General features: G+C 41.0%; 27 protein-coding genes and 1 tRNA gene. 19 read left to right on the top strand and 9 right to left on the bottom strand.

All coding sequences use genetic code 11. The features are described 5' to 3' along the window. The 3 genes from RAC86_RS09985 to RAC86_RS09975 all read left to right on the top strand — a co-directional run bounded on the left by RAC86_RS09985 (position 1) and on the right by RAC86_RS09975 (position 2,571). A complete protein-coding gene (locus tag RAC86_RS09985; protein ID WP_072566550.1) occupies positions 1 to 1,131 on the top strand; it encodes a M14 family metallopeptidase in 1,131 nt (376 codons plus the stop codon). A 67-nt stretch (positions 1,132 to 1,198) separates the two neighbouring features. Further along, positions 1,199 to 2,254, top strand: coding sequence for a YqgU-like beta propeller domain-containing protein (locus RAC86_RS09980; RefSeq protein WP_072566549.1), 1,056 nt, complete (start codon positions 1,199 to 1,201; stop codon positions 2,252 to 2,254). A gap of 2 nt (positions 2,255 to 2,256) precedes the next feature. Then, a complete protein-coding gene (locus RAC86_RS09975) occupies positions 2,257 to 2,571 on the top strand; it encodes an MTH1187 family thiamine-binding protein (RefSeq protein WP_072566548.1) in 315 nt (104 codons plus the stop codon). A gap of 31 nt (positions 2,572 to 2,602) precedes the next feature. Here the strand turns inward: RAC86_RS09975 and RAC86_RS09970 are convergent, their stop codons facing one another. Further along, a complete protein-coding gene (locus tag RAC86_RS09970; RefSeq protein ID WP_014114408.1) occupies positions 2,603 to 2,776 on the bottom strand; it encodes a DUF2759 domain-containing protein in 174 nt (57 codons plus the stop codon). Between the two features lie 156 nt (positions 2,777 to 2,932). Here RAC86_RS09970 and RAC86_RS09965 point away from each other — a divergent pair, with 156 nt between their 5' ends. Further along, positions 2,933 to 3,568: an MBL fold metallo-hydrolase gene (locus RAC86_RS09965; protein WP_072566547.1), complete on the top strand. Its 636-nt coding sequence runs from the start codon at positions 2,933 to 2,935 to the stop codon at positions 3,566 to 3,568. A gap of 39 nt (positions 3,569 to 3,607) precedes the next feature. On the opposite strand, the gene RAC86_RS09960 is transcribed toward RAC86_RS09965, so the two are convergent. Then, positions 3,608 to 3,853, bottom strand: a complete 246-nt coding sequence (locus RAC86_RS09960; RefSeq protein WP_003226300.1) for a DUF2626 domain-containing protein — start codon at positions 3,851 to 3,853, stop codon at positions 3,608 to 3,610. Between the two features lie 231 nt (positions 3,854 to 4,084). Between RAC86_RS09960 and mgsR the strand changes: the two genes are divergently transcribed. Then, a complete protein-coding gene (mgsR, locus tag RAC86_RS09955) occupies positions 4,085 to 4,462 on the top strand; it encodes a transcriptional regulator MgsR (RefSeq protein ID WP_003226302.1) in 378 nt (125 codons plus the stop codon). Positions 4,463 to 4,528: 66 nt separating this feature from the next. Here the strand turns inward: mgsR and RAC86_RS09950 are convergent. Then, positions 4,529 to 4,599 (bottom strand) — tRNA-Gln (locus RAC86_RS09950). Positions 4,600 to 4,685: 86 nt separating this feature from the next. On the opposite strand from RAC86_RS09950, the gene RAC86_RS09945 reads away from it, so the two are divergent. Beyond that, positions 4,686 to 5,525 carry an STAS domain-containing protein gene (locus tag RAC86_RS09945; protein WP_072566546.1) on the top strand — a complete coding sequence of 280 codons (840 nt, stop codon included), beginning with the start codon at positions 4,686 to 4,688 and terminating at the stop codon, positions 5,523 to 5,525. Positions 5,526 to 5,565: 40 nt separating this feature from the next. Here RAC86_RS09945 and RAC86_RS09940 read toward each other — a convergent pair whose 3' ends face one another. Then, a complete protein-coding gene (locus RAC86_RS09940; protein ID WP_072566545.1) occupies positions 5,566 to 6,894 on the bottom strand; it encodes a hemolysin family protein in 1,329 nt (442 codons plus the stop codon). 143 nt (positions 6,895 to 7,037) lie between these two features. Here RAC86_RS09940 and RAC86_RS09935 point away from each other — a divergent pair, with 143 nt between their 5' ends. From RAC86_RS09935 to RAC86_RS09890, 10 genes are all read left to right on the top strand, one after another. Continuing rightward, positions 7,038 to 7,985, top strand: a complete 948-nt coding sequence (locus RAC86_RS09935; RefSeq protein WP_072566544.1) for a magnesium transporter CorA family protein — start codon at positions 7,038 to 7,040, stop codon at positions 7,983 to 7,985. A gap of 62 nt (positions 7,986 to 8,047) precedes the next feature. After that, positions 8,048 to 8,458: a CBS domain-containing protein gene (locus RAC86_RS09930; RefSeq protein WP_014114403.1), complete on the top strand. Its 411-nt coding sequence runs from the start codon at positions 8,048 to 8,050 to the stop codon at positions 8,456 to 8,458. Between the two features lie 213 nt (positions 8,459 to 8,671). Beyond that, positions 8,672 to 9,742: a competence protein ComGA gene (gene comGA / locus RAC86_RS09925; RefSeq protein ID WP_072183690.1), complete on the top strand. Its 1,071-nt coding sequence runs from the start codon at positions 8,672 to 8,674 to the stop codon at positions 9,740 to 9,742. Further along, entirely contained in the window at positions 9,729 to 10,766 is a 1,038-nt protein-coding gene (comGB, locus tag RAC86_RS09920) for a competence type IV pilus assembly protein ComGB (protein WP_014114401.1), read from the top strand. Before comGA ends, comGB begins: the two co-directional genes overlap by 14 nt. Before the next feature lie 13 nt (positions 10,767 to 10,779). Then, complete coding sequence (comGC, locus tag RAC86_RS09915; protein ID WP_014114400.1) at positions 10,780 to 11,076, top strand: comG operon protein ComGC; 297 nt, start codon at positions 10,780 to 10,782, stop codon at positions 11,074 to 11,076. After that, a complete protein-coding gene (gene comGD, locus RAC86_RS09910) occupies positions 11,066 to 11,497 on the top strand; it encodes a competence type IV pilus minor pilin ComGD (RefSeq protein ID WP_014114399.1) in 432 nt (143 codons plus the stop codon). The genes comGC and comGD overlap by 11 nt, the downstream gene beginning before the upstream one ends. Continuing rightward, positions 11,481 to 11,828 (top strand): competence type IV pilus minor pilin ComGE, encoded by a 348-nt coding sequence (gene comGE, locus RAC86_RS09905; RefSeq protein WP_061186878.1) that lies wholly within the window; start codon positions 11,481 to 11,483, stop codon positions 11,826 to 11,828. The genes comGD and comGE overlap by 17 nt, the downstream gene beginning before the upstream one ends. A 25-nt stretch (positions 11,829 to 11,853) precedes the next feature. Then, entirely contained in the window at positions 11,854 to 12,237 is a 384-nt protein-coding gene (comGF, locus tag RAC86_RS09900) for a competence type IV pilus minor pilin ComGF (protein WP_041520999.1), read from the top strand. Then, entirely contained in the window at positions 12,238 to 12,612 is a 375-nt protein-coding gene (comGG, locus tag RAC86_RS09895; protein WP_072183695.1) for a competence type IV pilus minor pilin ComGG, read from the top strand. A gap of 71 nt (positions 12,613 to 12,683) precedes the next feature. Then, the gene (locus RAC86_RS09890) at positions 12,684 to 12,863 is read left to right on the top strand and encodes a YqzE family protein (RefSeq protein WP_003226330.1); all 180 of its coding nucleotides are present in this window, start codon (positions 12,684 to 12,686) and stop codon (positions 12,861 to 12,863) included. 37 nt (positions 12,864 to 12,900) lie between these two features. Here the strand turns inward: RAC86_RS09890 and RAC86_RS09885 are convergent, their stop codons facing one another. Then, entirely contained in the window at positions 12,901 to 13,227 is a 327-nt protein-coding gene (locus RAC86_RS09885; RefSeq protein WP_014114393.1) for a YqzG/YhdC family protein, read from the bottom strand. Between the two features lie 270 nt (positions 13,228 to 13,497). Between RAC86_RS09885 and tapA the strand changes: the two genes are divergently transcribed. From tapA to tasA, 3 genes are all read left to right on the top strand, one after another. Then, complete coding sequence (gene tapA, locus RAC86_RS09880) at positions 13,498 to 14,259, top strand: amyloid fiber anchoring/assembly protein TapA (protein ID WP_072566543.1); 762 nt, start codon at positions 13,498 to 13,500, stop codon at positions 14,257 to 14,259. After that, positions 14,243 to 14,815: a signal peptidase I SipW gene (sipW, locus tag RAC86_RS09875; RefSeq protein WP_072566848.1), complete on the top strand. Its 573-nt coding sequence runs from the start codon at positions 14,243 to 14,245 to the stop codon at positions 14,813 to 14,815. Before tapA ends, sipW begins: the two co-directional genes overlap by 17 nt. Positions 14,816 to 14,878: 63 nt before the next feature. Further along, the gene (tasA, locus tag RAC86_RS09870; protein ID WP_014114390.1) at positions 14,879 to 15,664 is read left to right on the top strand and encodes a biofilm matrix protein TasA; all 786 of its coding nucleotides are present in this window, start codon (positions 14,879 to 14,881) and stop codon (positions 15,662 to 15,664) included. Between the two features lie 93 nt (positions 15,665 to 15,757). On the opposite strand, the gene sinR is transcribed toward tasA, so the two are convergent. From sinR to RAC86_RS09850, 4 genes are all read right to left on the bottom strand, one after another. Continuing rightward, positions 15,758 to 16,093 carry a transcriptional regulator SinR gene (gene sinR / locus RAC86_RS09865; protein WP_003226345.1) on the bottom strand — a complete coding sequence of 112 codons (336 nt, stop codon included), beginning with the start codon at positions 16,091 to 16,093 and terminating at the stop codon, positions 15,758 to 15,760. Between the two features lie 33 nt (positions 16,094 to 16,126). Further along, entirely contained in the window at positions 16,127 to 16,300 is a 174-nt protein-coding gene (gene sinI / locus RAC86_RS09860; RefSeq protein ID WP_003226347.1) for an anti-repressor SinI, read from the bottom strand. Positions 16,301 to 16,484: 184 nt separating this feature from the next. Continuing rightward, positions 16,485 to 17,279 (bottom strand): YqhG family protein, encoded by a 795-nt coding sequence (locus RAC86_RS09855; RefSeq protein WP_015714249.1) that lies wholly within the window; start codon positions 17,277 to 17,279, stop codon positions 16,485 to 16,487. A gap of 20 nt (positions 17,280 to 17,299) precedes the next feature. After that, positions 17,300 to 18,973, bottom strand: a complete 1,674-nt coding sequence (locus RAC86_RS09850) for a DEAD/DEAH box helicase (RefSeq protein WP_029726726.1) — start codon at positions 18,971 to 18,973, stop codon at positions 17,300 to 17,302. Positions 18,974 to 19,019 lie beyond the last annotated feature (46 nt).

Here is a 19,019-nt window from a genome sequence, read left to right as displayed (position 1 = left end):
ATGATGGCGTTTATTACGGTGAAACCTGAGATCAAGCACAATTTGGCCAGAGTGGCGAGAGAACTGAAGATAGACGAGGAATTGCTTAGAAGTTCAAATCGATCCGCACAGAAACATCAATTGTATTGTCCTGGTTATCTTATAGAAGAGTATAACGATAAAGAGCTTCAAACCATTCAGGACATAAAGAGCTTTTTACAGCCTCGGCAGCTGGACCTTTCTGATAACTGGGTGGAGCAAGAAAAAATCTATGATGCTTCAGCTGTTGAAAAGGAAATAAAGAAGATCATTGATGTGTTTCCGTTTGTCTCATGCCGGGAAATCGGCCGTTCTGTACTCGGCAGGCCAATCTGGGAGCTAAAAACTGGCGGGGGGCATGCCGCAAAAAAGGTTCATATGAACGCCTCATTTCATGCGAATGAGTGGATCACAACATCTGTCCTGCTGAAATGGTTTAAGGAATACTGTATATCATTATGCTGCAACTCGCCTTTTTTTGGCTTTTCTCCCATGAAGCTGTTCAGCAGCACATCCTTGTCTCTCGTACCTCTTGTTAATCCGGATGGCGTTGATCTTGTCTTGAACGGATCAGAAGGCATGGGAGCCAGGAAAGATGAGCTTGAAAGGCTAAATGATCATCGTCCGAATTTTAATGAATGGAAGGCAAACATAAACGGAGTCGATTTAAATAAACAATTTCCGTCACTATGGGAAATTGAAAAATACCGCAAACCTACAGCACCCAGCTACCGCGATTTTCCGGGAATCTCTCCACTCACGGAGCCGGAATCCATCGCGATGTACCGGCTGATAACGGAGAATCCGCCTGACAGACTGCTGGCTCTCCATACTCAGGGGGAAGAAATTTATTGGGGCTATAAAGGCCTTGAGCCTGAAGAATCTGCTGCTGTCATAAAGGATTTTGAGAAGTTAAGCGGGAACATTTATAAAGGAATACGGGATATAGACAGCTATGCGGGATTTCGCGATTGGTTTATTCACCATTATTTTAAAGAAGGATATACGGTGGAACTTGGAAAAGGCCAAAATCCTTTGCCGTTTCAGCAGTTTTCACATATTTATAACGCCACAAACGGCATTTTGTGGAGGGCGTTATTTTTTCATGAGTAACTGAAACTTTTTCTTTTTTCTGCCGAAGTAAATATGAGACAATAAGGATGATCGGAGGGGAAGGCTGATGAGATCAGTTTGTTTCATTCTGTTGTCGGCATTGCTGTTTAGTTTATCGGCATGCGAACCATCTCATCAGCAGCAAAAACAGGCAGCGGCGGCAAAAGATGAGGAAAAAGACATCATACCGCTTTCCGCGGAAAAAGCGGATGGAATGGAAGGATGGCTTAATAACAGTACAATTTTATATACCGCGTCTGATCCGACGAAAACGGAGCTTTTTGCGTACCGCATCTTTACCGGCAAAGCGAAAAAGCTTTATCAAACGGATGGTCAAATCGTTGATGTTCAAATTAATCCGAGGAAGCAGATGATTCTGCTGCAAATCACACACAGCCAAAAGACGGCAGTTGTTTTGCTTAATGCAAAAGGAGAGACGCTTTACCAAAAAGATTACGAAACGTATGAACTTGAGGCTGCTTGGAATCAATATGATCCTTATCAAATGATGGTCACGGTATTCACTGAAAACTGGGATTTCCATACATATCAGGTGGATGCTAAAAAAGATGAGACTTCCTTAAGTCCAATACAGGTTCCGTTTATTCATTGGACATCCAAAAACACATTTGATTATATAAAAGAGGGAAGAGACGATAAGTCAGGGCCTTTATATACATTCGATACAGCCTCCAAAGCGGAACAGAAGCTCGATGATGACGTTCTCTTCTTTGATTCTTTTCATCAAATGAGTTTTACTGTCAAACCAGCTTCCGGAGAAAAAGGGACGTATCAGTTTAAAACGCCGCAAACAAAATCGCCAGTTACAGCGGAATGGCCGCTCCAAACGAAATATACAAGTTTGGCTCCAATGGAGTATGACTATGATGAAGCAAAAGGCTTGTTTTATACGTTTAAAGAAAGCGGCGATGCATATAAGCTCGCAGCTGTCAATGTGGCATCGGGAAAGGCAAAAGATCTTTTCTCTCTGCCGGAAATGGAGCCGATTCAAATATCTCCGAACGGGGAATATGCGTTATACGGCTTTCATTTTGAGCAGATCATTTTATTGAAATCACATGAAATGAAGCAACTCATCATTGATCAAAAGGAGATGGAATAACGATGGCTATCGCAGATGTAACCATTATCCCAATTGGTACGGAAACACCTAGTGTAAGTGCTTACGTGGCCGATGTGCAAAAGATTTTAGAAGGGTATAAAGCTGAAGGGAAAATCAAATACCAGCTGACACCGATGAATACGCTGATCGAGGGAGAACTCAGTGACCTTTTCACAGTCATTCAGGCTATTCACGAAGCGCCGTTTCAAAAAGGGCTGAACAGAGTGGCAACGAACATCCGCATCGATGACAGGCGTGACAAAAAAACGACGCTTGAAAGCAAAATTGAAAGTGTCAATAAACATTTACAGCAATAAAAATAAACCTGTATCCGATCGGATACAGGTTTTAATGTGCAGTTGGATAGCCGCTGTTTATCACGGTCATCACGGTAAACCAGCCAAAGACAAATAAGGTGGCTCCGGCCAATAAAAATCCAAGTATATTTCTATTTTTAACAGAACGCAAGACTCCCCATAAAGCGAAAAGAGCGACAAGGCCGAAAATCACGACAAGTAACATTACGCAGCCCCCTTTACATTGAAAAACCTGCAATTCTTTCCATTTTTATTCTACCTGTTTTTTATAGGTTTGTCGATAGCGTTTTCATTGCGATTGATTGAATCTTTTTTCAAAAACCCTCATAATAGGAACATAAAAAAGAAAGAGGTGATATAAGTGAAATGGAGACGAATGCCAGTAGGGCCGATTCAAGCGAACGCATATTTTCTCATCAATGATGATCAATGCCTGATTTTTGATCCGGGCGGCGAAGGAAATAAAATCAATCAATACATAAAAGAAAAAGGGTTGACGCCTTTAGCCATTTTGCTTACACATGCCCATTTTGACCATATAGGGGCACTTGATGAAGTGAGAGAAAAATGGGATATCCCTGTTTACTTGCATCAGAATGAAAAGAATTGGCTTACGGATGCCTCTTTAAACGGCTCCGGCATGCTGCGAGGGATAGAAATCACAGCTAAGCCTGCAGATCATCTGATTGAAGGAGACGGTGAGCTGAATATCGGACCGTTTCATTTAGAAACATTATTTACGCCGGGACATTCGCCAGGCAGTGTTTCTTACTACGTGAAGGATGCAGACTTGGTGATCTCCGGTGATGTCCTGTTTCAAGGCGGCATAGGGCGTACTGATTTAATAGGCGGCGATCAAGAGACGCTGCTGACGTCCATTCATGAAAAACTGCTAACGCTGCCGGAGCACACGTTGGTGTTAAGCGGCCATGGCCCTGAAACAGACGTGCAGACAGAGCAGGATCAAAATCCGTTTTTAAATGGGTTTTCATTGTAAAAAAAGAGACAAACCGAGAAGGTTTGTCTCTTTTTGCATTTAATGGCCTCCGCCGCCGGGCACCATAATAAAAATCGAGTAATATGTAAAGCCGGCGAAGAAAATCGTTAAATAAGCCCCAAAAATATAAATATACATGCGTTCAGTTAAGTTCAAATACGATAGAAATACAAATAAGATCGTCTGTCCAAAAAATAAAAGGGAAGCATCTTTCATATCACCCAAATAAAACATGACTGCAAAAATTCCCGTCCAAAATCCTAACACCCGGAACATGCGATTCATTTTTATCCCCTCCCGAGAGTCCCTCTGATTGCTATTATAATAGATCACCCCTGTAAATGTAAACATTTTCATTATTGATATACAAATGGAATTTGTTCCTTTGATTGCGTTTTCTATTATATGAATGGTTTTTAAAAAATAATCCGAAAAAAAGTTCTGTAAATGGTTTAAATAAAAAATGATCCGGGTAGTTATTCTACAAAGAGATGGTTAACTGAGGAGGAAAAACGAATGGAACAATTAATTTTTTACTCATATCCAAGCTGCACGTCATGCCGAAAAACAAAACATTGGCTTAAAGCGCATCAAATTGAATTTAACGAACGGCACTTATTCAGAGAAACCCCGACAGTGGAAGAATTAAGGTACATTTTATCATTAACGACAGAAGGAATTGATGAAATTTTAGCGACAAGAAGCCAGACCTTCAAAAATTTAAATCTGAACATTGAAGAGATGACGGTAAATGAGGTGCTGGAACTTTTAATCGAGAAGCCGAAGCTTTTGCGACGTCCGATTCTTGTGGACAACAAAAAGCTGGTGATTGGTTATAATCCGGGAGAACTGTTGAAGTTATCGAAGAAGAAAACAGTTCATCAATCTGCATGATGAAAAACCGAAGATCCGCTGATTTATACGAATCAGCTTATCTTCGGTTTTTCACCTGTTCAGAAACTGGGCTAGCTGGATTCGAACCAACGATCACGGAGTCAAAGTCCATTGCCTTACCGCTTGGCTATAGCCCATTGAATGTAAACATAGTATGTGTAGAGGCAGACATGTTATACATATGAAGCATATATTTTTAAAAAACAGGAGGTAGCTCATTAAGATGATAGCTCTTGATCAGCATGTAACAGAGCACAAAGAAGATATTATGAAACAATGGCTGGAAACTTGCACGTCAAAAGGAAACTGGCTGCATACCGCTAAAGATCAGCAAAAATTAGAACAAAAGTTATTAGACCAGCACGAATCATTAGTGAACATCGTGGCGAAATCCCTTAGCAAAGCAGAAGACGTAAAGGATGAGCTCAATCGATGGTCTCTTCAATGTGCCAGAGACCGTGCCGTTCATGAAGTGACTGTAACAGAAAGTGTCGGCCAGTTTAACGCCTTCAGGCACGTCATGTTTGAATGGATTCAGAAATTCAGCGAAGCCTCCTCTCAAGAAATCAGCATTCAGGACATTTGTGAGTGGAGCCAGATTTTGAATCAAACCATTGATGAGATCATCGAAGTGTTTACTGAAGAATATTACCAGGTCACCATGATACAATTAAACGCGCAAAAAGAAATGATTAATGAATTGAGTGCGCCGATTATGCCGATATCTGAGGGGATAGGGATTCTTCCGCTTGTCGGTGAAATTGATACGTACAGAGCGAGGACGATTTTGGAGTCGGTGCTGCAGCAGTGCTCAGCGTTAAAGCTCTCGTATTTATTTTTAGATATTTCGGGCGTTCCCATCGTCGATACAATGGTGGCCTATCAAATTTTTAAAGTGATTGACAGCACCAAACTGCTCGGCATTGAGACAACTATTTCAGGAATCAGACCTGAAATTGCCCAAACTGTGGTGAAGCTGGGTCTGGATTTTTCGAATGTGAAAACCGAGCAAAGTCTTGCTAAAGCCCTGGCCAATAAAGGGTTTAAGATAGAAGAGTGTTGATGCCATTGCTGAAAAAAGCTGCTGAACAGCCTCCCTCGGGCTATTCAGCTTTTTTTACTTCTATAAATAAAATGTGATGGCTGTCGATGTCTTTTACCTTAAAAGAGTAGCCGTCATATTCAATGACACTTTCAGGCTCGGCGTCTATGTTTTGTGTGAGAAACCAGCCGCCCAAGGTGTCTACTTCTGCGTCTGATAAATCTGTTCCAAGCAGGTTGTTTACATCGCTGATTAATAATTTTGCATTTAATAAGTAATGATCCTTTCCGAGCTCGCGGATATGAGGCACTTCATCTGCATCAAATTCATCACGGATTTCTCCTACAATTTCTTCGATAATATCCTCGACAGTGACCAAACCGGAAGTCCCGCCATATTCATCAATGAGGATCGCCAGATGAGTACGTTCCTTTTGCATTTTCAGCAGCAATTTATAAATCGGAATTGTCTCAATAACGTGGATAACAGGCTGAATGAAAGGTTCAATTTGCTGCTTTTTTAATGAGAAATCTTTCGACAGCTTTGAAAACAGCACTTCTTTCATATTGATTACGCCAATGACATTATCTTTATCCTCTCTGACAACTGGGTACCGTGTATATTTTGTTTGCTTCACTGTTTCCTCCAGGTTTGGAATGGAGTCTTCATCAAGTGACAAACTGACCATTTCATTTCGCGGCACCATGATTTCCTTTGCCATTCGCTTATCAAAGGTAAAGACATTATTCATGTATTTTAATTCGCTTTTTCTGATTTCACCGCTTTTATAGCTTTCTGCCAAAAGAACCCGCAGCTCTTCCTCTGTATATGCCAGCTCATGCTCTGATGCCGGCTTCAGTCCAAACGCCCCTGTAATCAACCGGGCAGAGTGGTTCAGCAGCCAAATGAATGGAAACATGATCTTATAAAACCAAATAAGCGGTTTGGCAAGCATCAATGTAATGCTTTCTGCTTTTTGAATGGCGAAACTCTTTGGCGCCAGCTCCCCGATGACGACGTTTAAATACGTCACCACTAAAAAGGCGATGACAAGTGAAAGAAGGTGGGTAAGCGATTCATTTAAGCCTGCTTTATGAAAAAGCGGCCGAAGCAGGGTCTGCACAGTCGGTTCTCCAAGCCAGCCCAGTCCTAAAGCTGCGACTGTGATGCCCAGCTGGCAGGCTGATAAATATTCATCAAGATGAGTGATGACATGCTTTGCCGCTTTAGCACCTTTCTTTCCTTTTGCGACAAGCTGATCAATTCTGGATCGCCGCACTTTTACGATTGAAAATTCTACGGCAACAAAAAAACCTGTTAACAAAATGAGAATAGCGACTGCTAGTAAATTGATAAATTCCAAAACAACTGCCTTCTCCAAGGAAGGCATGCACCTCCCTTTTCCGATGTCTTTCTACATTCCATACCACCGGAAATTGCTCACAAAACATGCGTTGAAGCGGTTGACTGGTTTAGCAATGCCTTTCTTGGGCAATTAAAGAATAAAAGAACAAAAGTTTGGAGGAGCTTGACATGAAGGCACATACGGGAAAGGATTGGTTTTGGTACCAAATGGGGCCTCAGGAAAGAAATAAAGCAAGAGATCTGATCCACTTTTCTCACTGGCCTCAATGTGAGAAGTGGTTTGAAAATAACCATCATATTAATTTTTTGCGCGTAGACACGACTGAAACAGAAAATGAAGCGGTATTTGGCTCGATTGTATATGATCAGGGGCTGGGTGAGGAAAAAGACCATACCGTTTTTCACTTTTATATAACCAGGCAATATTTTTTCACAATTAACTTTGATTTTTCGATTTTGAAGGGGATTAAGGGAAAACAAGTTGTCCAGCAAATGGAAAGAGCGGATAGTACCATAGAGGGATTTTTGATCCTTCTCGGCGAGTTAATGAATGTGTATCTAATCGGTTTAGATGAATTTGAAGTAAAGCTGAGAAAGCTCAGATGGCAAATCAAAGACGATAATAGCAAAAGCATTTTAAACCGTGTCCATCTCCTGCACCATGAGCTGATGGTCTGGAAAAACTTAATCCTAAGCACTAAAAAAATTGAAATGGCATTGAAAGAAACCTTTTTGCCCCAAAATGAAGGTAAAAAGGTTTATCAGCGGATACAACTCAAAATTGACAGGGGGTTTACATACATTAGCGAATTTGAAGGGGAGCTTAATAGTCTGTTGCATTCAGAGGAAGTCATTACCTCTCACAGGGGAAATGAAATATTCAAAGCGCTGACCATTTTCACGACGCTTTTTACGCCGGTTACAGCACTCGGTGCCCTCTGGGGGATGAACTTTTCAGTGATGCCTGAGCTGAATTGGAAATACGGATATCTCTTTTCTCTCTTATTGATTTTCACGTCTACAGTCCTGATCTACCTATACTTGAAGAAGAAAGGCTGGACGGGAGATATGCTGCAGGAGCGGAAGAAGAAATCTCGGAAAAGGCGGACACTGTAGGAGGTTTCATTTTTTGTGCAGCGGATAAAGAAAAAATAGAACACGGTAAAGGAGGAATGGAAATGAAAATAAGAGACATCATGACAAAGAATGTAGAATGCTGTGAACCAACCGCTTCAATCACGGAACTAGCGAAAAAGATGAGAGACTCCAATGTCGGTTCTATTCCAATCTGTGAAAATGGCACACTTCAGGGGATTGTTTCTGATCGGGATATTGTGACGAGATGCTTAGCTGAAAATCAGATGGATGCAAAAGCAAGTGACATCATGAGCGCCGACATCGTTTCCGGCCATCTCGATATGTCCGCTGAAGAAGCGGGGCAGCTTATGGCAGAGCACCAAATCCGCCGTTTACCGATTCTTGAAAACGAACGAATTGCCGGTATTGTGGCATTAGGCGATCTATCCGTTGAGAAGGATACTGATCAAAAAGCCGGAGAAGCATTAAGTGAAATTTCTAAATCAGCATAATGAAAGATGGAGTGAAGCAGGCATGATGATCATCATGCCTGCTTTTTTATTGAGAAAATAATGAATTCAATGAGGTACATTCAGCTGAAACAATCTTTTCTGTCAGCAGGAATTGATTTTTCTACATATAACATCTCCGGAAATCACCTTTCCACGGTTTGATTACAGGTCCTTCTTTTTCTACAATACGCATTGAAAGGAGAGGGAATCAAATTGGATTCAATAGAAAAGATAAGCAGAACCTTGATTGAAGAGGCATATATAACAAAGGCTTCTGACATTCACATTGTACCGAGGGAGCGGGACGCCATCATTCATTTTCGGGTTGATCATGCCTTGCTGAAAAAAAGGCACATGAAAAAAGAAGAGTGCGTAAGACTGATTTCACATTTTAAATTTCTCTCAGCGATGGACATAGGGGAAAGGCGGAAGCCGCAAAATGGTTCGCTTACATTAAAGCTAGAGGAGGGAAATGTTCATTTAAGAATGTCAACGCTTCCCACAATTAATGAAGAAAGCCTCGTGATCAGAGTGATGCCTCAATACAATATCCCTTCGATTGATAAGCTGTCATTATTTCCGAAGACAGGAGCCACTTTACTCTCATTTTTAAAACATTCCCACGGCATGCTCATTTTTACCGGGCCGACTGGTTCAGGGAAGACCACCACATTATACTCTCTTGTTCAATATGCAAAAAAACACTTTAATCGAAATATTGTCACACTGGAGGACCCTGTTGAAACAAGGGATGAGGATGTTCTTCAGGTGCAGGTGAATGAAAAAGCCGGTGTGACTTATTCCGCAGGGCTGAAGGCTATTTTGCGCCATGATCCGGATATGATTATCTTAGGTGAGATCAGAGATGCGGAAACAGCTAAAATCGCGGTACGGGCAGCGATGACAGGGCATTTGGTGCTGACGAGCCTTCATACGAGAGATGCGAAGGGCGCGATTTACAGGCTGCTTGAATTCGGCATCAATATGAATGAAATCGAACAGACTGTCATTGCAATAGCGGCTCAGCGCTTGGTTGATTTGGCTTGCCCGTTTTGTGAAAACGGATGTTCATCAGTATATTGCCGCCAGTCACGAAACACCAGGAGAGCAAGCGTTTATGAGCTTCTTTACGGAAAAAATCTTCAGCAATGTATTCAGGAGGCAAAAGGAAATCATGCAAATTACCAATATCAAACGCTACGTCAAATTATCAGAAAAGGAATTGCACTCGGCTATTTGACGACAAACAACTATGACCGGTGGGTTTATCATGAAACAGATTAGAAAAACCTGGCCGTTAAAGGATCAAGCCCAGTTATTGAAGCGGCTCGGTGAAATGACGGAGGGCGGATATACGCTTCTGGATGGAATACGGCTGATGGAACTTCAGATGAATAAGAGGCAGGCGGCTGACTTGACTGATGCGATCACTCGTTTGAGGGAAGGGGCTCCGTTTTATCAAGTATTAAAGGGTTTGTCATTTCATAAGGAAGCCGTAGGTATCTGTTATTTTGCTGAAACACATGGTGAACTGCCTGCCTCCATGATTCAGAGCGGAGAGCTGCTGGAACGCAAAATTGCACAGGCAGACCAGCTGAAAAGGGTGCTGCGATATCCGCTTTTCCTCATCTTCACAGTCGCTGTCATGTTTTATATGTTACAGGCCATCATCATTCCTCAGTTTTCCGGTATTTATCAATCGATGAATATGGAAACCACACGTTCAACTGATATGCTTTTTGCTTTTTTTCAGCATATTGATCTTGTAATCATATTGTTGGCTCTATTTGCAGGAGGTATCGGGCTTTATTATTGGCTTGTGTTTAAGAAAAAATCACCTGCCCGGCAAATGCTTATTTGTGTCAGAATTCCTTTAGTTGGAAACCTTGTCAGGCTGTTTAACAGCTACTTTTTTTCTTTGCAGCTAAGCAGCCTTTTACAATCAGGTCTCTCAATATATGACAGCCTTAACGCATTTAAACATCAAACGTTTCTCCCTTTTTACCGCTGCGAGGCTGAACAAGTGATTGAACGGCTAAAAGCTGGTGAATCAATTGAAACCGCTATTTGTGAAAGCCCTTTTTATGAAACTGATTTTTCAAAAGTCATATCTCACGGACAGCTGAGCGGCCGCCTTGATCGGGAGCTTTTCACATACAGTCAGTTCATATTGCAGCGGCTGGAACACAAGGCGCAAAAATGGACAGGCATCCTTCAGCCTATGATTTATGGATTTGTTGCAGCGATGATCTTAATTGTGTATTTATCTATGCTTTTGCCTATGTATCAGATGATGAATCAAATGTGAAAGGAAGAGGCTGATGAATGAGAAAGGATTTACACTTGTTGAAATGCTAATTGTGCTCTTTATTATTTCGATCTTGCTTTTAATTACGATACCGAACGTCACGAAACATAATCAAACCATTCAGAAAAAGGGCTGTGAAGGCCTTCAAAACATGATTAAGGCACAAATGACTGCATTTGAGCTTGACCATGAAGGACAGACACCGAGTCTTGCTGATTTACAATCAGAGGGTTATGTGAAAAAGGATGCAGTTTGTCCAAATGGGAAGCACATTATTATCACTGGCGGAGAAGTTAAGGTTGAACATTAAATTAAACGAGGAGGAGGGATTTACCCTTTTAGAAAGCTTGCTTGTGTTAAGCCTCGCCTCTATCCTCTTGATCGCCGTGTTTACCACGCTTCCTCCTGCTTATGACAACACAGCTGTCCGTCAGGCGGCATGGCAGCTGAAAAACGATATTATGCTTGCACAGCAGACTGCAATTTCCAGTCATCAAAGAACAAAAATTCTCTTTCAGAGAAAAGAATATCAATTAGATATGGGGGATACGGTAATTGAACGGCCGTATGCGACGGGACTTTCTATAGAACCGAAGACATTAAAAGACCGTTTGGAATTTAATGAGAAAGGGCACCCAAATGCAGGCGGAAAAATACGAGTAAAAGGACATGTTGCTTATGACATAACAGTTTATTTAGGGAGCGGAAGAGTCAATGTGGAGAGAAAATAAAGGTTTTTCTACAATAGAAACAATGTCTGCGCTAAGCCTGTGGCTGTTTCTGCTGCTGACAGTCGTTCCTTTATGGGACAAGCTGATAGCTGATGAAAATATGACGGAATCCCGAGAAATCGGCTACCAAATGATGAATGAAAGCATTAGCAAATATATGATGACTGGTGAAGGAACTGAGGAGAAAACGGTTACAATGAACAATAATAACTATACGCTAAAGTGGGAGGAGGAGGGGGAATATCAAAACGTATGCATCTCAGCAGCAGCTTATAAAGAAAAACCATTTTGCCTCAGCATTCTGCGGACAGACTGGCTATACGCTTCTTAACGTATTATTTTCGTTTTCCGTCTTTTTGCTCATATCGGGATCGTTAGCTATGATCTTCCATCTGTTTTTGTCACGGCAGCAGGAACATGACGGTTTCACACAGCAAGAATGGCTGATTTCGATGGAACAGATGATGAACGAGTGCAAGCAGTCACACGCAGTCAAGACAGCCGAACATGGGAGCGTGTTGATCTGTACCAATTCTTCTGGGCAAGACATACGTTTTGAAACCTATCATTCAATGATAAGAAAAAGGGTAGATGGCAAAGGGCATGTTCCGATTCTAGATGATATTGCAGCCATGAGAGCCGATATTGAAAATGGTGTTGTTTTGCTGGAAATTGAGAGTGAGAACCAAAAAGTGTATCAAACTGCTTTTCCGGTTTATCCGTATTTAGGAGGAGGGTAAATGGACAGCACGAAAGGGTTTATTTATCCCGCTGTTCTTTTTGTGTCCGCGCTTGTGCTGCTGATCGTGAACTTTACTGCTGCGCAATATATTTCACGCTGCATGTTTGAAAAGGAAACAAAAGAGTTTTACACAGGAGAGAATTTGCTTCAGAATGGCGCGCTTCTGTCAATTCGGCATGTTCTTGAGCAGCGGAAAGGCCAAAAGGATTCACAGCAGTTTCCATATGGGCAGGTTTCTTATTACATTTACGATACATCGATAAAAGAGCAAAAAGAAATCAACCTAAAAGCGTTGACGGAGTCGGGAACAGAAAGAACTGCACAGATCGTGTTTGATCAAAAACAGAAAAAACTGCTGAGCTGGACAGAATAGGGCAAAGAAAAGGGTATAAAAAAAGTCATGTGAGCCAACACTTCATAATAATTGAATGATGAGGTGATCACGTGAAAACGAATGATTATGTCAAATATATGACTCAGCAATTTGTCAAATATATAGATACTCCGAGAGATGAGCGAAAAGAACGAAAAGAGGTGCGGAAAGAAACAAAAACGCCCGCTTCCCAGCATTGGTTCGGTATTTTACCCTATGGTTTCAGGCTATGGCTGAAGCGGAAAAAATAACCGCAAAACGAATAAGGTCCTTCAAAAATGGAGGACCTTATTGATATTCTTCTAATATGGCAATTTTATTAACCTTTTGGCTATAGGGATCAAATGAAATCGTCACAAATACGCCGAATTCCTTTGATCCTTCCCTCAGGGTTAAATGGTATTGCTTCACTGCTTCATCTTTTCTTTTGCGGTCCCATACTTTTTGTTTGAACAGTACCTGTGCGAGCGGGTACCTTTTTTTTGCTTCTTTTACTGCAAGCTCTTCCCATTTGGACATGTGGCGGGCGGTCACAAGCGGTGCTTCTTCTGCGTGAGCGGCAACGGTGCCGAAAACGAGAAGAGAAAGACAAATCACACATTGTTTGATCATCATGCTGTCACCCTTTCGTTGTTTATTATTACCAAATCATAATTGGCTATGCATTTAATTTTTCACATAATAATCCCAAAAATTTCAAAAAAACAAAAAGGTGAGCAATACTGAGCAAGACTTTGTAATATGATGAAAACATTCTCTTAAACGAACAAAATGAACGATTTTGGTGTTTTTCAATCGATTAAACGTTGATTATACTCTATTTGTGCAGTTCTTTAAAGAGAACGATTGTTATATCAAGTGACAGTGTTTTACAGGAGGTAAGATATGTTTCGATTGTTTCGCAATCAGCAAAAGACGAAGACGAAACTGAAAGTTTTGCTTATTTTTCAGCTTTCAGTCATTTTCAGTCTGACTGCCGCGATATGCTTACAATTTTCCGGTGATACAAGCGCTGCTTTTCATGATATTGAAACATTTGATGTCCCGCTTCAAACGTGTACAGACTTTCAGCATACAGATAAAAACTGCGATTATGATAAACGCTGGGATCAAAGTGATTTGCACTTGTCTAATCAAACGGATACGAAAGGCACTGTATGCTCACCTATTTCTCTGTTTGCTGAGCTCGAAAATACAGGCGAGGGACTTAGGAAATCAAAGTGGAAGTGGGAGCTTCATAAGCTGGAAAATGCCCGCAAACCGTTAAAGGATGGGAACGTGATCGAAAAAGGGTTCGTTTCCAAACAAATCGGCGATTCACTTTATAAAATTGAGACGAAGAAAAAAATGAAACCCGGCATTTATGCATTTAAAGTATATAAACCGGCCGGGTACCCGGCAGACGGCAGTACTTTTGAGTGGTCGGAGCCTATGACGCTTGCAAAGTGCGATGAAAAACCGACAGTGCCTAAAAAAGAAACGAAGCCGGCCGTCAAAAAGGAGAATGAAACATCACAAAAGGATATACAAGAAAAATCAAATAAAGAAGATACATCTCAAGAAACTGTAACAGAAGAAAAAGAAACTCAATCAGTTCAAAAGGAAAGCGGGGAAGAGGATGAAAAAAGCAATGAAGCTGATGAGTAATATTCTCTACGTGATCATCTTTACTCTCATTATTGTGCTGACACTTGTCGTGATTTCAACACGTTCATCCGGGGGAGAGCCGGCAGTGTTTGGATACACGCTGAAATCAGTTCTTTCAGGTTCAATGGAGCCGGAGTTCAACACAGGTTCATTAATATTGGTCAAAGAAATCACTGATGTGAAGGAGCTCCAAAAGGGGGACGTCATTACATTTATGCAGGATGCAAATACGGCGGTCACCCACAGGATTGTTGACAAAACGAAGCAAGGAGACCATTTGTTATTTAAAACAAAAGGGGACAATAACGCAGCAGCTGATTCAGCGCTTGTATCGGACGAAAATGTCCACGCGCAATATACAGGTTTTCAGCTTCCATACGCCGGCTATATGCTTCATTTTGCCAGTCAGCCGATCGGAACTGCTGTTTTACTGATTGTTCCCGGCGTGATGCTGCTGGTGTACGCTTTTGTGACGATCAGCAGTGCCATTAGAGAAATTGAAAGAAAGACTAAAGCCTTGGAAACAGATACAAAGGACAGCACCATGTCCACTTAACATCAGTTGTAAACCTGGCAACAGGTTTCGATATAATATCATTCAATAAAAGGGGAGTTTGCCATGGGTATGAAAAAGAAATTAAGTTTAGGAGTTGCTTCTGCGGCACTAGGATTAGCTTTAGTTGGCGGAGGAACATGGGCAGCATTTAACGACATTAAATCAACGGATGCTACTTTTGCGTCAGGTACGCTTGATTTATCTGCTAAAGAAAATTCAGCGAGTGTTAATCTGTCAAATCTAAAGCCGGGAGACAAATTGACGAAAGATTTCCAATTTGAAAATAACGGCTCACTTGCAATCAAAGAGGTATTAATGGCGCTGAATTACGGTGAATTTAAAGCAAACGGAGGCAGCAATACATCTGCAGAAGATTTTCTGAGCCAGTTTGAAGTGACCTTATTGACAGTTGGAAAAGAGGGCGGCAATGGATATCCGAAAAATATTATTTTAGATGATGCCAATCTCAAGGACTTGTATTTGATGTCCGCTAAGAATGATGCAGCGGCCGCTGAAAAAATCAAAAAACAAATTGACCCTAAATTCTTAAATGCAAGCGGTAAAGTCAATGTAGCAACAATTGATGGTAAAACCGCTCCTGAATATGATGGTATTCCAAAAACACCGACTGATTTCGACCAAGTTCAAATGGAAATCCAATTCAAAGACGACAAAACAAAAGATGAAAACGGGCTAATGGTCCAAAATAAATACCAAGGCAACTCCATTCAGCTTCAGTTCTCGTTTGAAGCGACACAATGGAATGGTTTGACAATCAAAAAGGAACATACTGATAAAGACGGTTACGTGAAAGAAAATGAAAAAGCGCATAGTGAGGATAAGAATTAATAGCAGCAATAAAAAGAGACGGCCCAGTATACGATATACTGGGCCGTTTTTATGTTTATTGACAAAAGAGGAGTTAGTGCCTCTGCTCAGGCACTACTCCTCTTTTTGGGATTTTCTCCATTTTTGATAATCTAAAAATTCACGAAATTGTTTTTTCGATACCCCGGATGTCATCGCATCGCGAACCAATTTCTCCCATTCACTATCTAATTGACCATCGTATTCGGTTTCATGTTTCTCATCGAGCAAAGTATGAACCGAGACGTCCAGAACAGCGGAGACTTTTTCGAGAAATTGAATGGAGGGGTTCGTTTGTAGATTTCGTTCTATTGAGCTTAAATAAGACTTCGCTACCCCAGCTTTTTCAGCTAGTTCTGATAGTGAGTAGCCTTTTTCTTTACGGTATTGTTTAATACGCTGGCCAATCAATGTCATCACCTTCCTTGTGATATTATAGCACATTCAGAAAGGATTTACGGTATGACTTCTGGCTGCCGGACCAGGATGAGCAGACTTTTTGTTTAAAAGTAAATATTTTCGTATTTCTTCCGGGCTGATATTTGCCTCTTTGGCTTTCATCATTAATTCAACCCATTCTTGATCTAATTCGAAGTGCTCTTGTTTTGCATTTTTCATGCAGTTTCTCCTCCTAAAATACTTGTTTATGTATTTCAGCCAGTCCGGCCATGACTCATTGTATGCCTTCATTGGTCTCTGGAAGTCATTTGCCATTGAAATTGCCAGAATTTTTTTCCAATATACCTTTATTATAATCGTATTTTCTCAAAAAAAACGAGAATGATGTCGAATGGTAAAAAAGTTAGCTTGAAATATTATTTTGCAGATAAAACAATCCGCCATTTTCAATTTCAACTGATATCTTTGGTTGATACAAGGTTTTCAGCGCCTGTTTTTCTAGATGGTATTCTTCTGGTTTTTCTTCTATATGCTCGTAAAACTTATCAAGCAATGTCATATCATTCTTCCACCTGTTAACCGCCTGTTCCGCCCAGTCGGATGGCTCCTGCATAGCGGATTTGGAAATATAGTTTTCCATACGCTTAAGTCCGCTTTCTGGTTTGATCATAGGTGAAATGGTGAAGCAATAGTCACATATTTGAGACGTCAGTGAAAACTGGGTCAGCTTGCTTTGAAAATCTTCAATTATCGTTCCAGAGACTAGGTGAAGACCTAGTGACAATAACTTATCCTTTTTCATGTCGGACTGGTATGAAATCGTGACATTTATACCAAGCCAAGGCTGAAGTGGGACTTTAGCTCCGGCTGATTCAATTTTCTCATACATTCTGGTAAATCTCCCATTTTGTTTAACAGCTTTAAATATTTGAAAAAGACGCGGGGCCCCAAAATATATAAATTCACCATCTAGGTCTTTTGGCGCATTTTCTTTATCTGTAATAAAAGTGATTTTCATTGGATTCGGATCACCGCCTGTCTTCTCGCGCCAATGCCAGTAGAAAGGGCGGTTCATGATTTGTTTGTCCATTTCAACTGTAAGCTGCACTGTCATATAGCCTAAGCCTTGATCGATGATTTGGCAGCTGTTTGCTTGAAAAAAACGCAGCAGAAAATCGTGAACCTCTTGCTGTCTCACTAATAAAACCTCCTTACAGGCTAAGATCCTCTTTTTTCAGCAGGCTGCTGTTTTTTATAAGACAAAAATGAGGTTAAGTTATCCATTTTTATTTTCATTTCTTCTTCTGTTGCTGAGTGATACAAAATGTCATGCAGATGCTCTTCAAAATTGTTCACTTGAATTTTCGTTAAAATATCATCAAGTTCACCGACCACTTTTTCAAACAAATGAATTTTTTCATATAAAAGCTTTAGAATATGCTCTTCCACCGTATGTTTTGTCGCCATGTTATAAATATGCACGTCACGCTCCTGCCCGAGTCTGTGAATTCTTCCGATTCTTTGCTCAAGTCGCATCGGATTCCATGGCAGGTCATAGTTGATCATGTGATTGCAAAATTGCAGGTTAATTCCCTCACCGCCTGCTTCAGTTGCAATAAGGACTTGGATTTTTCCGCGGAAAAGATCCTTCATCCAGTCTTTTTTTCCACGTTTAAATCCGCCTCTAAACGGCACAGAACTGATGCCGTTTTGCTGAAGAAACCACTGCAAATAAATCTGGGTTGCCCGGTATTCTGTAAAAATGATGACCTTATCGTCAATCTTTTTGATTAAATCAACGACTTGAAGCGCTTTAGAGTTTTGTGTCACTTGATTGATGCGATCTATTAAAACTGAAATCGTATCCTCATCAATGGCAGGTGCTTGTTTCTCTTTTTGATCAAGCATCTTTTTCAGCGTCATATATACCGCTTCTCTGCTCGAACAGCATTCTCTTTGCAAGGTCATAATCGAGAACATGCTGGCTGGTTTATTGATACTGTCCTTCAAGCGAGAAATTTCATCATAAAGCGCCTGCTCTGATGGAGAAAATTGAATCGGCACTGTTTCAACATGGCGCTGTTTCCAATTCAGCCCTGTATCATGCCGCCTGTTACGGATCATGACTTTATTCACAAGATCTTTTAAATGTTCATGCGCTTCTAAACTGGATTTCTTCTTGGCGAACTCCTCCTGAAAGTGATTCTGACTGCCTAAATGGCCGGGTTTTAATAAGGACACCAAATTGAAAATCTCTTCGATACGGTTCTGGATTGGCGTCGCGGTAAGAAGCAGGCAATATTTTTTTACGAGATTCCGGACAAATTCATAGTTCTTCGTTTTGCTATTTTTCAGTTTGTGTGCCTCATCAATAATGACAAGATCATATGGGATAGACAGAACGATTTCTCGATGGGGCGAGCGCTTCGCGGTGTCTATTGATGAGACGACAATATCGCATTGCTCCCACACATAGCTTTTCTTTTGTTCAACAGCCGGAATCAAAAATTTTTCCTGAAGCTCTTTGACCCACTGTGACACAAGGGAAGCGGGCACAAGGATCAAAATTTTTTTTGCTAATCCGCGAATCATATATTCTTTTAAAATTAAACCGGCTTCCACCGTTTTCCCGAGACCAACCTCATCTGCTAAAATCGCTTTCCCGTTCATTTTTTCAACCACTTTTTGCGCCACTTCAAGCTGGTGGGGGAGCGGCGTAAAGGAAGGCAGATATAAAGGAGCCCGTAAGCCTTCAAAATCTGGAATTGCTAATGTTTTCTGGATTTCTGCAGAGAGCTTGTACAGTTCCCAGTTTGCCCAAGGGCCATCGTTTTTCAGTCTTTCAGCAAATTCTTCAGGCCATTTTGCATCGTAGATCATTTCTGTATTCATTGCTTTGAAACCGCCTTTCTAATTCTTCGATTCTTAAGATGAACAA

The organism is Bacillus sp. LR_5 (assembly GCF_042709275.1).
Note: the sequence above shows the minus strand (reverse complement) of the source record. Positions and strands in the feature narration are given on the sequence as shown.

Bases quoted from the DNA above. Each gene is read 5' to 3' on its own strand.
- RAC86_RS09985 (WP_072566550.1), top strand. From the start codon at position 1: ATGATGGCGTTTATTACGGTGAAACCTGAGATCAAGCACAATTTGGCC.
- RAC86_RS09980 (WP_072566549.1), top strand. From the start codon at position 1,199: ATGAGATCAGTTTGTTTCATTCTGTTGTCGGCATTGCTGTTTAGTTTA.
- RAC86_RS09975 (WP_072566548.1), top strand. From the start codon at position 2,257: ATGGCTATCGCAGATGTAACCATTATCCCAATTGGTACGGAAACACCT.
- RAC86_RS09970 (WP_014114408.1), bottom strand. From the start codon at position 2,776: ATGTTACTTGTCGTGATTTTCGGCCTTGTCGCTCTTTTCGCTTTATGG.
- RAC86_RS09960 (WP_003226300.1), bottom strand. From the start codon at position 3,853: ATGAATCGCATGTTCCGGGTGTTAGGATTTTGGACGGGAATTTTTGCA.
- mgsR (WP_003226302.1), top strand. From the start codon at position 4,085: ATGGAACAATTAATTTTTTACTCATATCCAAGCTGCACGTCATGCCGA.
- RAC86_RS09945 (WP_072566546.1), top strand. From the start codon at position 4,686: ATGATAGCTCTTGATCAGCATGTAACAGAGCACAAAGAAGATATTATG.
- RAC86_RS09940 (WP_072566545.1), bottom strand. From the start codon at position 6,894: ATGCCTTCCTTGGAGAAGGCAGTTGTTTTGGAATTTATCAATTTACTA.
- RAC86_RS09935 (WP_072566544.1), top strand. From the start codon at position 7,038: ATGAAGGCACATACGGGAAAGGATTGGTTTTGGTACCAAATGGGGCCT.
- RAC86_RS09930 (WP_014114403.1), top strand. From the start codon at position 8,048: ATGAAAATAAGAGACATCATGACAAAGAATGTAGAATGCTGTGAACCA.
- comGB (WP_014114401.1), top strand. From the start codon at position 9,729: ATGAAACAGATTAGAAAAACCTGGCCGTTAAAGGATCAAGCCCAGTTA.
- comGC (WP_014114400.1), top strand. From the start codon at position 10,780: ATGAATGAGAAAGGATTTACACTTGTTGAAATGCTAATTGTGCTCTTT.
- comGE (WP_061186878.1), top strand. From the start codon at position 11,481: ATGTGGAGAGAAAATAAAGGTTTTTCTACAATAGAAACAATGTCTGCG.
- comGG (WP_072183695.1), top strand. From the start codon at position 12,238: ATGGACAGCACGAAAGGGTTTATTTATCCCGCTGTTCTTTTTGTGTCC.
- RAC86_RS09885 (WP_014114393.1), bottom strand. From the start codon at position 13,227: ATGATGATCAAACAATGTGTGATTTGTCTTTCTCTTCTCGTTTTCGGC.
- tapA (WP_072566543.1), top strand. From the start codon at position 13,498: ATGTTTCGATTGTTTCGCAATCAGCAAAAGACGAAGACGAAACTGAAA.
- sipW (WP_072566848.1), top strand. From the start codon at position 14,243: ATGAAGCTGATGAGTAATATTCTCTACGTGATCATCTTTACTCTCATT.
- tasA (WP_014114390.1), top strand. From the start codon at position 14,879: ATGGGTATGAAAAAGAAATTAAGTTTAGGAGTTGCTTCTGCGGCACTA.
- sinI (WP_003226347.1), bottom strand. From the start codon at position 16,300: ATGAAAAATGCAAAACAAGAGCACTTCGAATTAGATCAAGAATGGGTT.
- RAC86_RS09850 (WP_029726726.1), bottom strand. From the start codon at position 18,973: ATGAATACAGAAATGATCTACGATGCAAAATGGCCTGAAGAATTTGCT.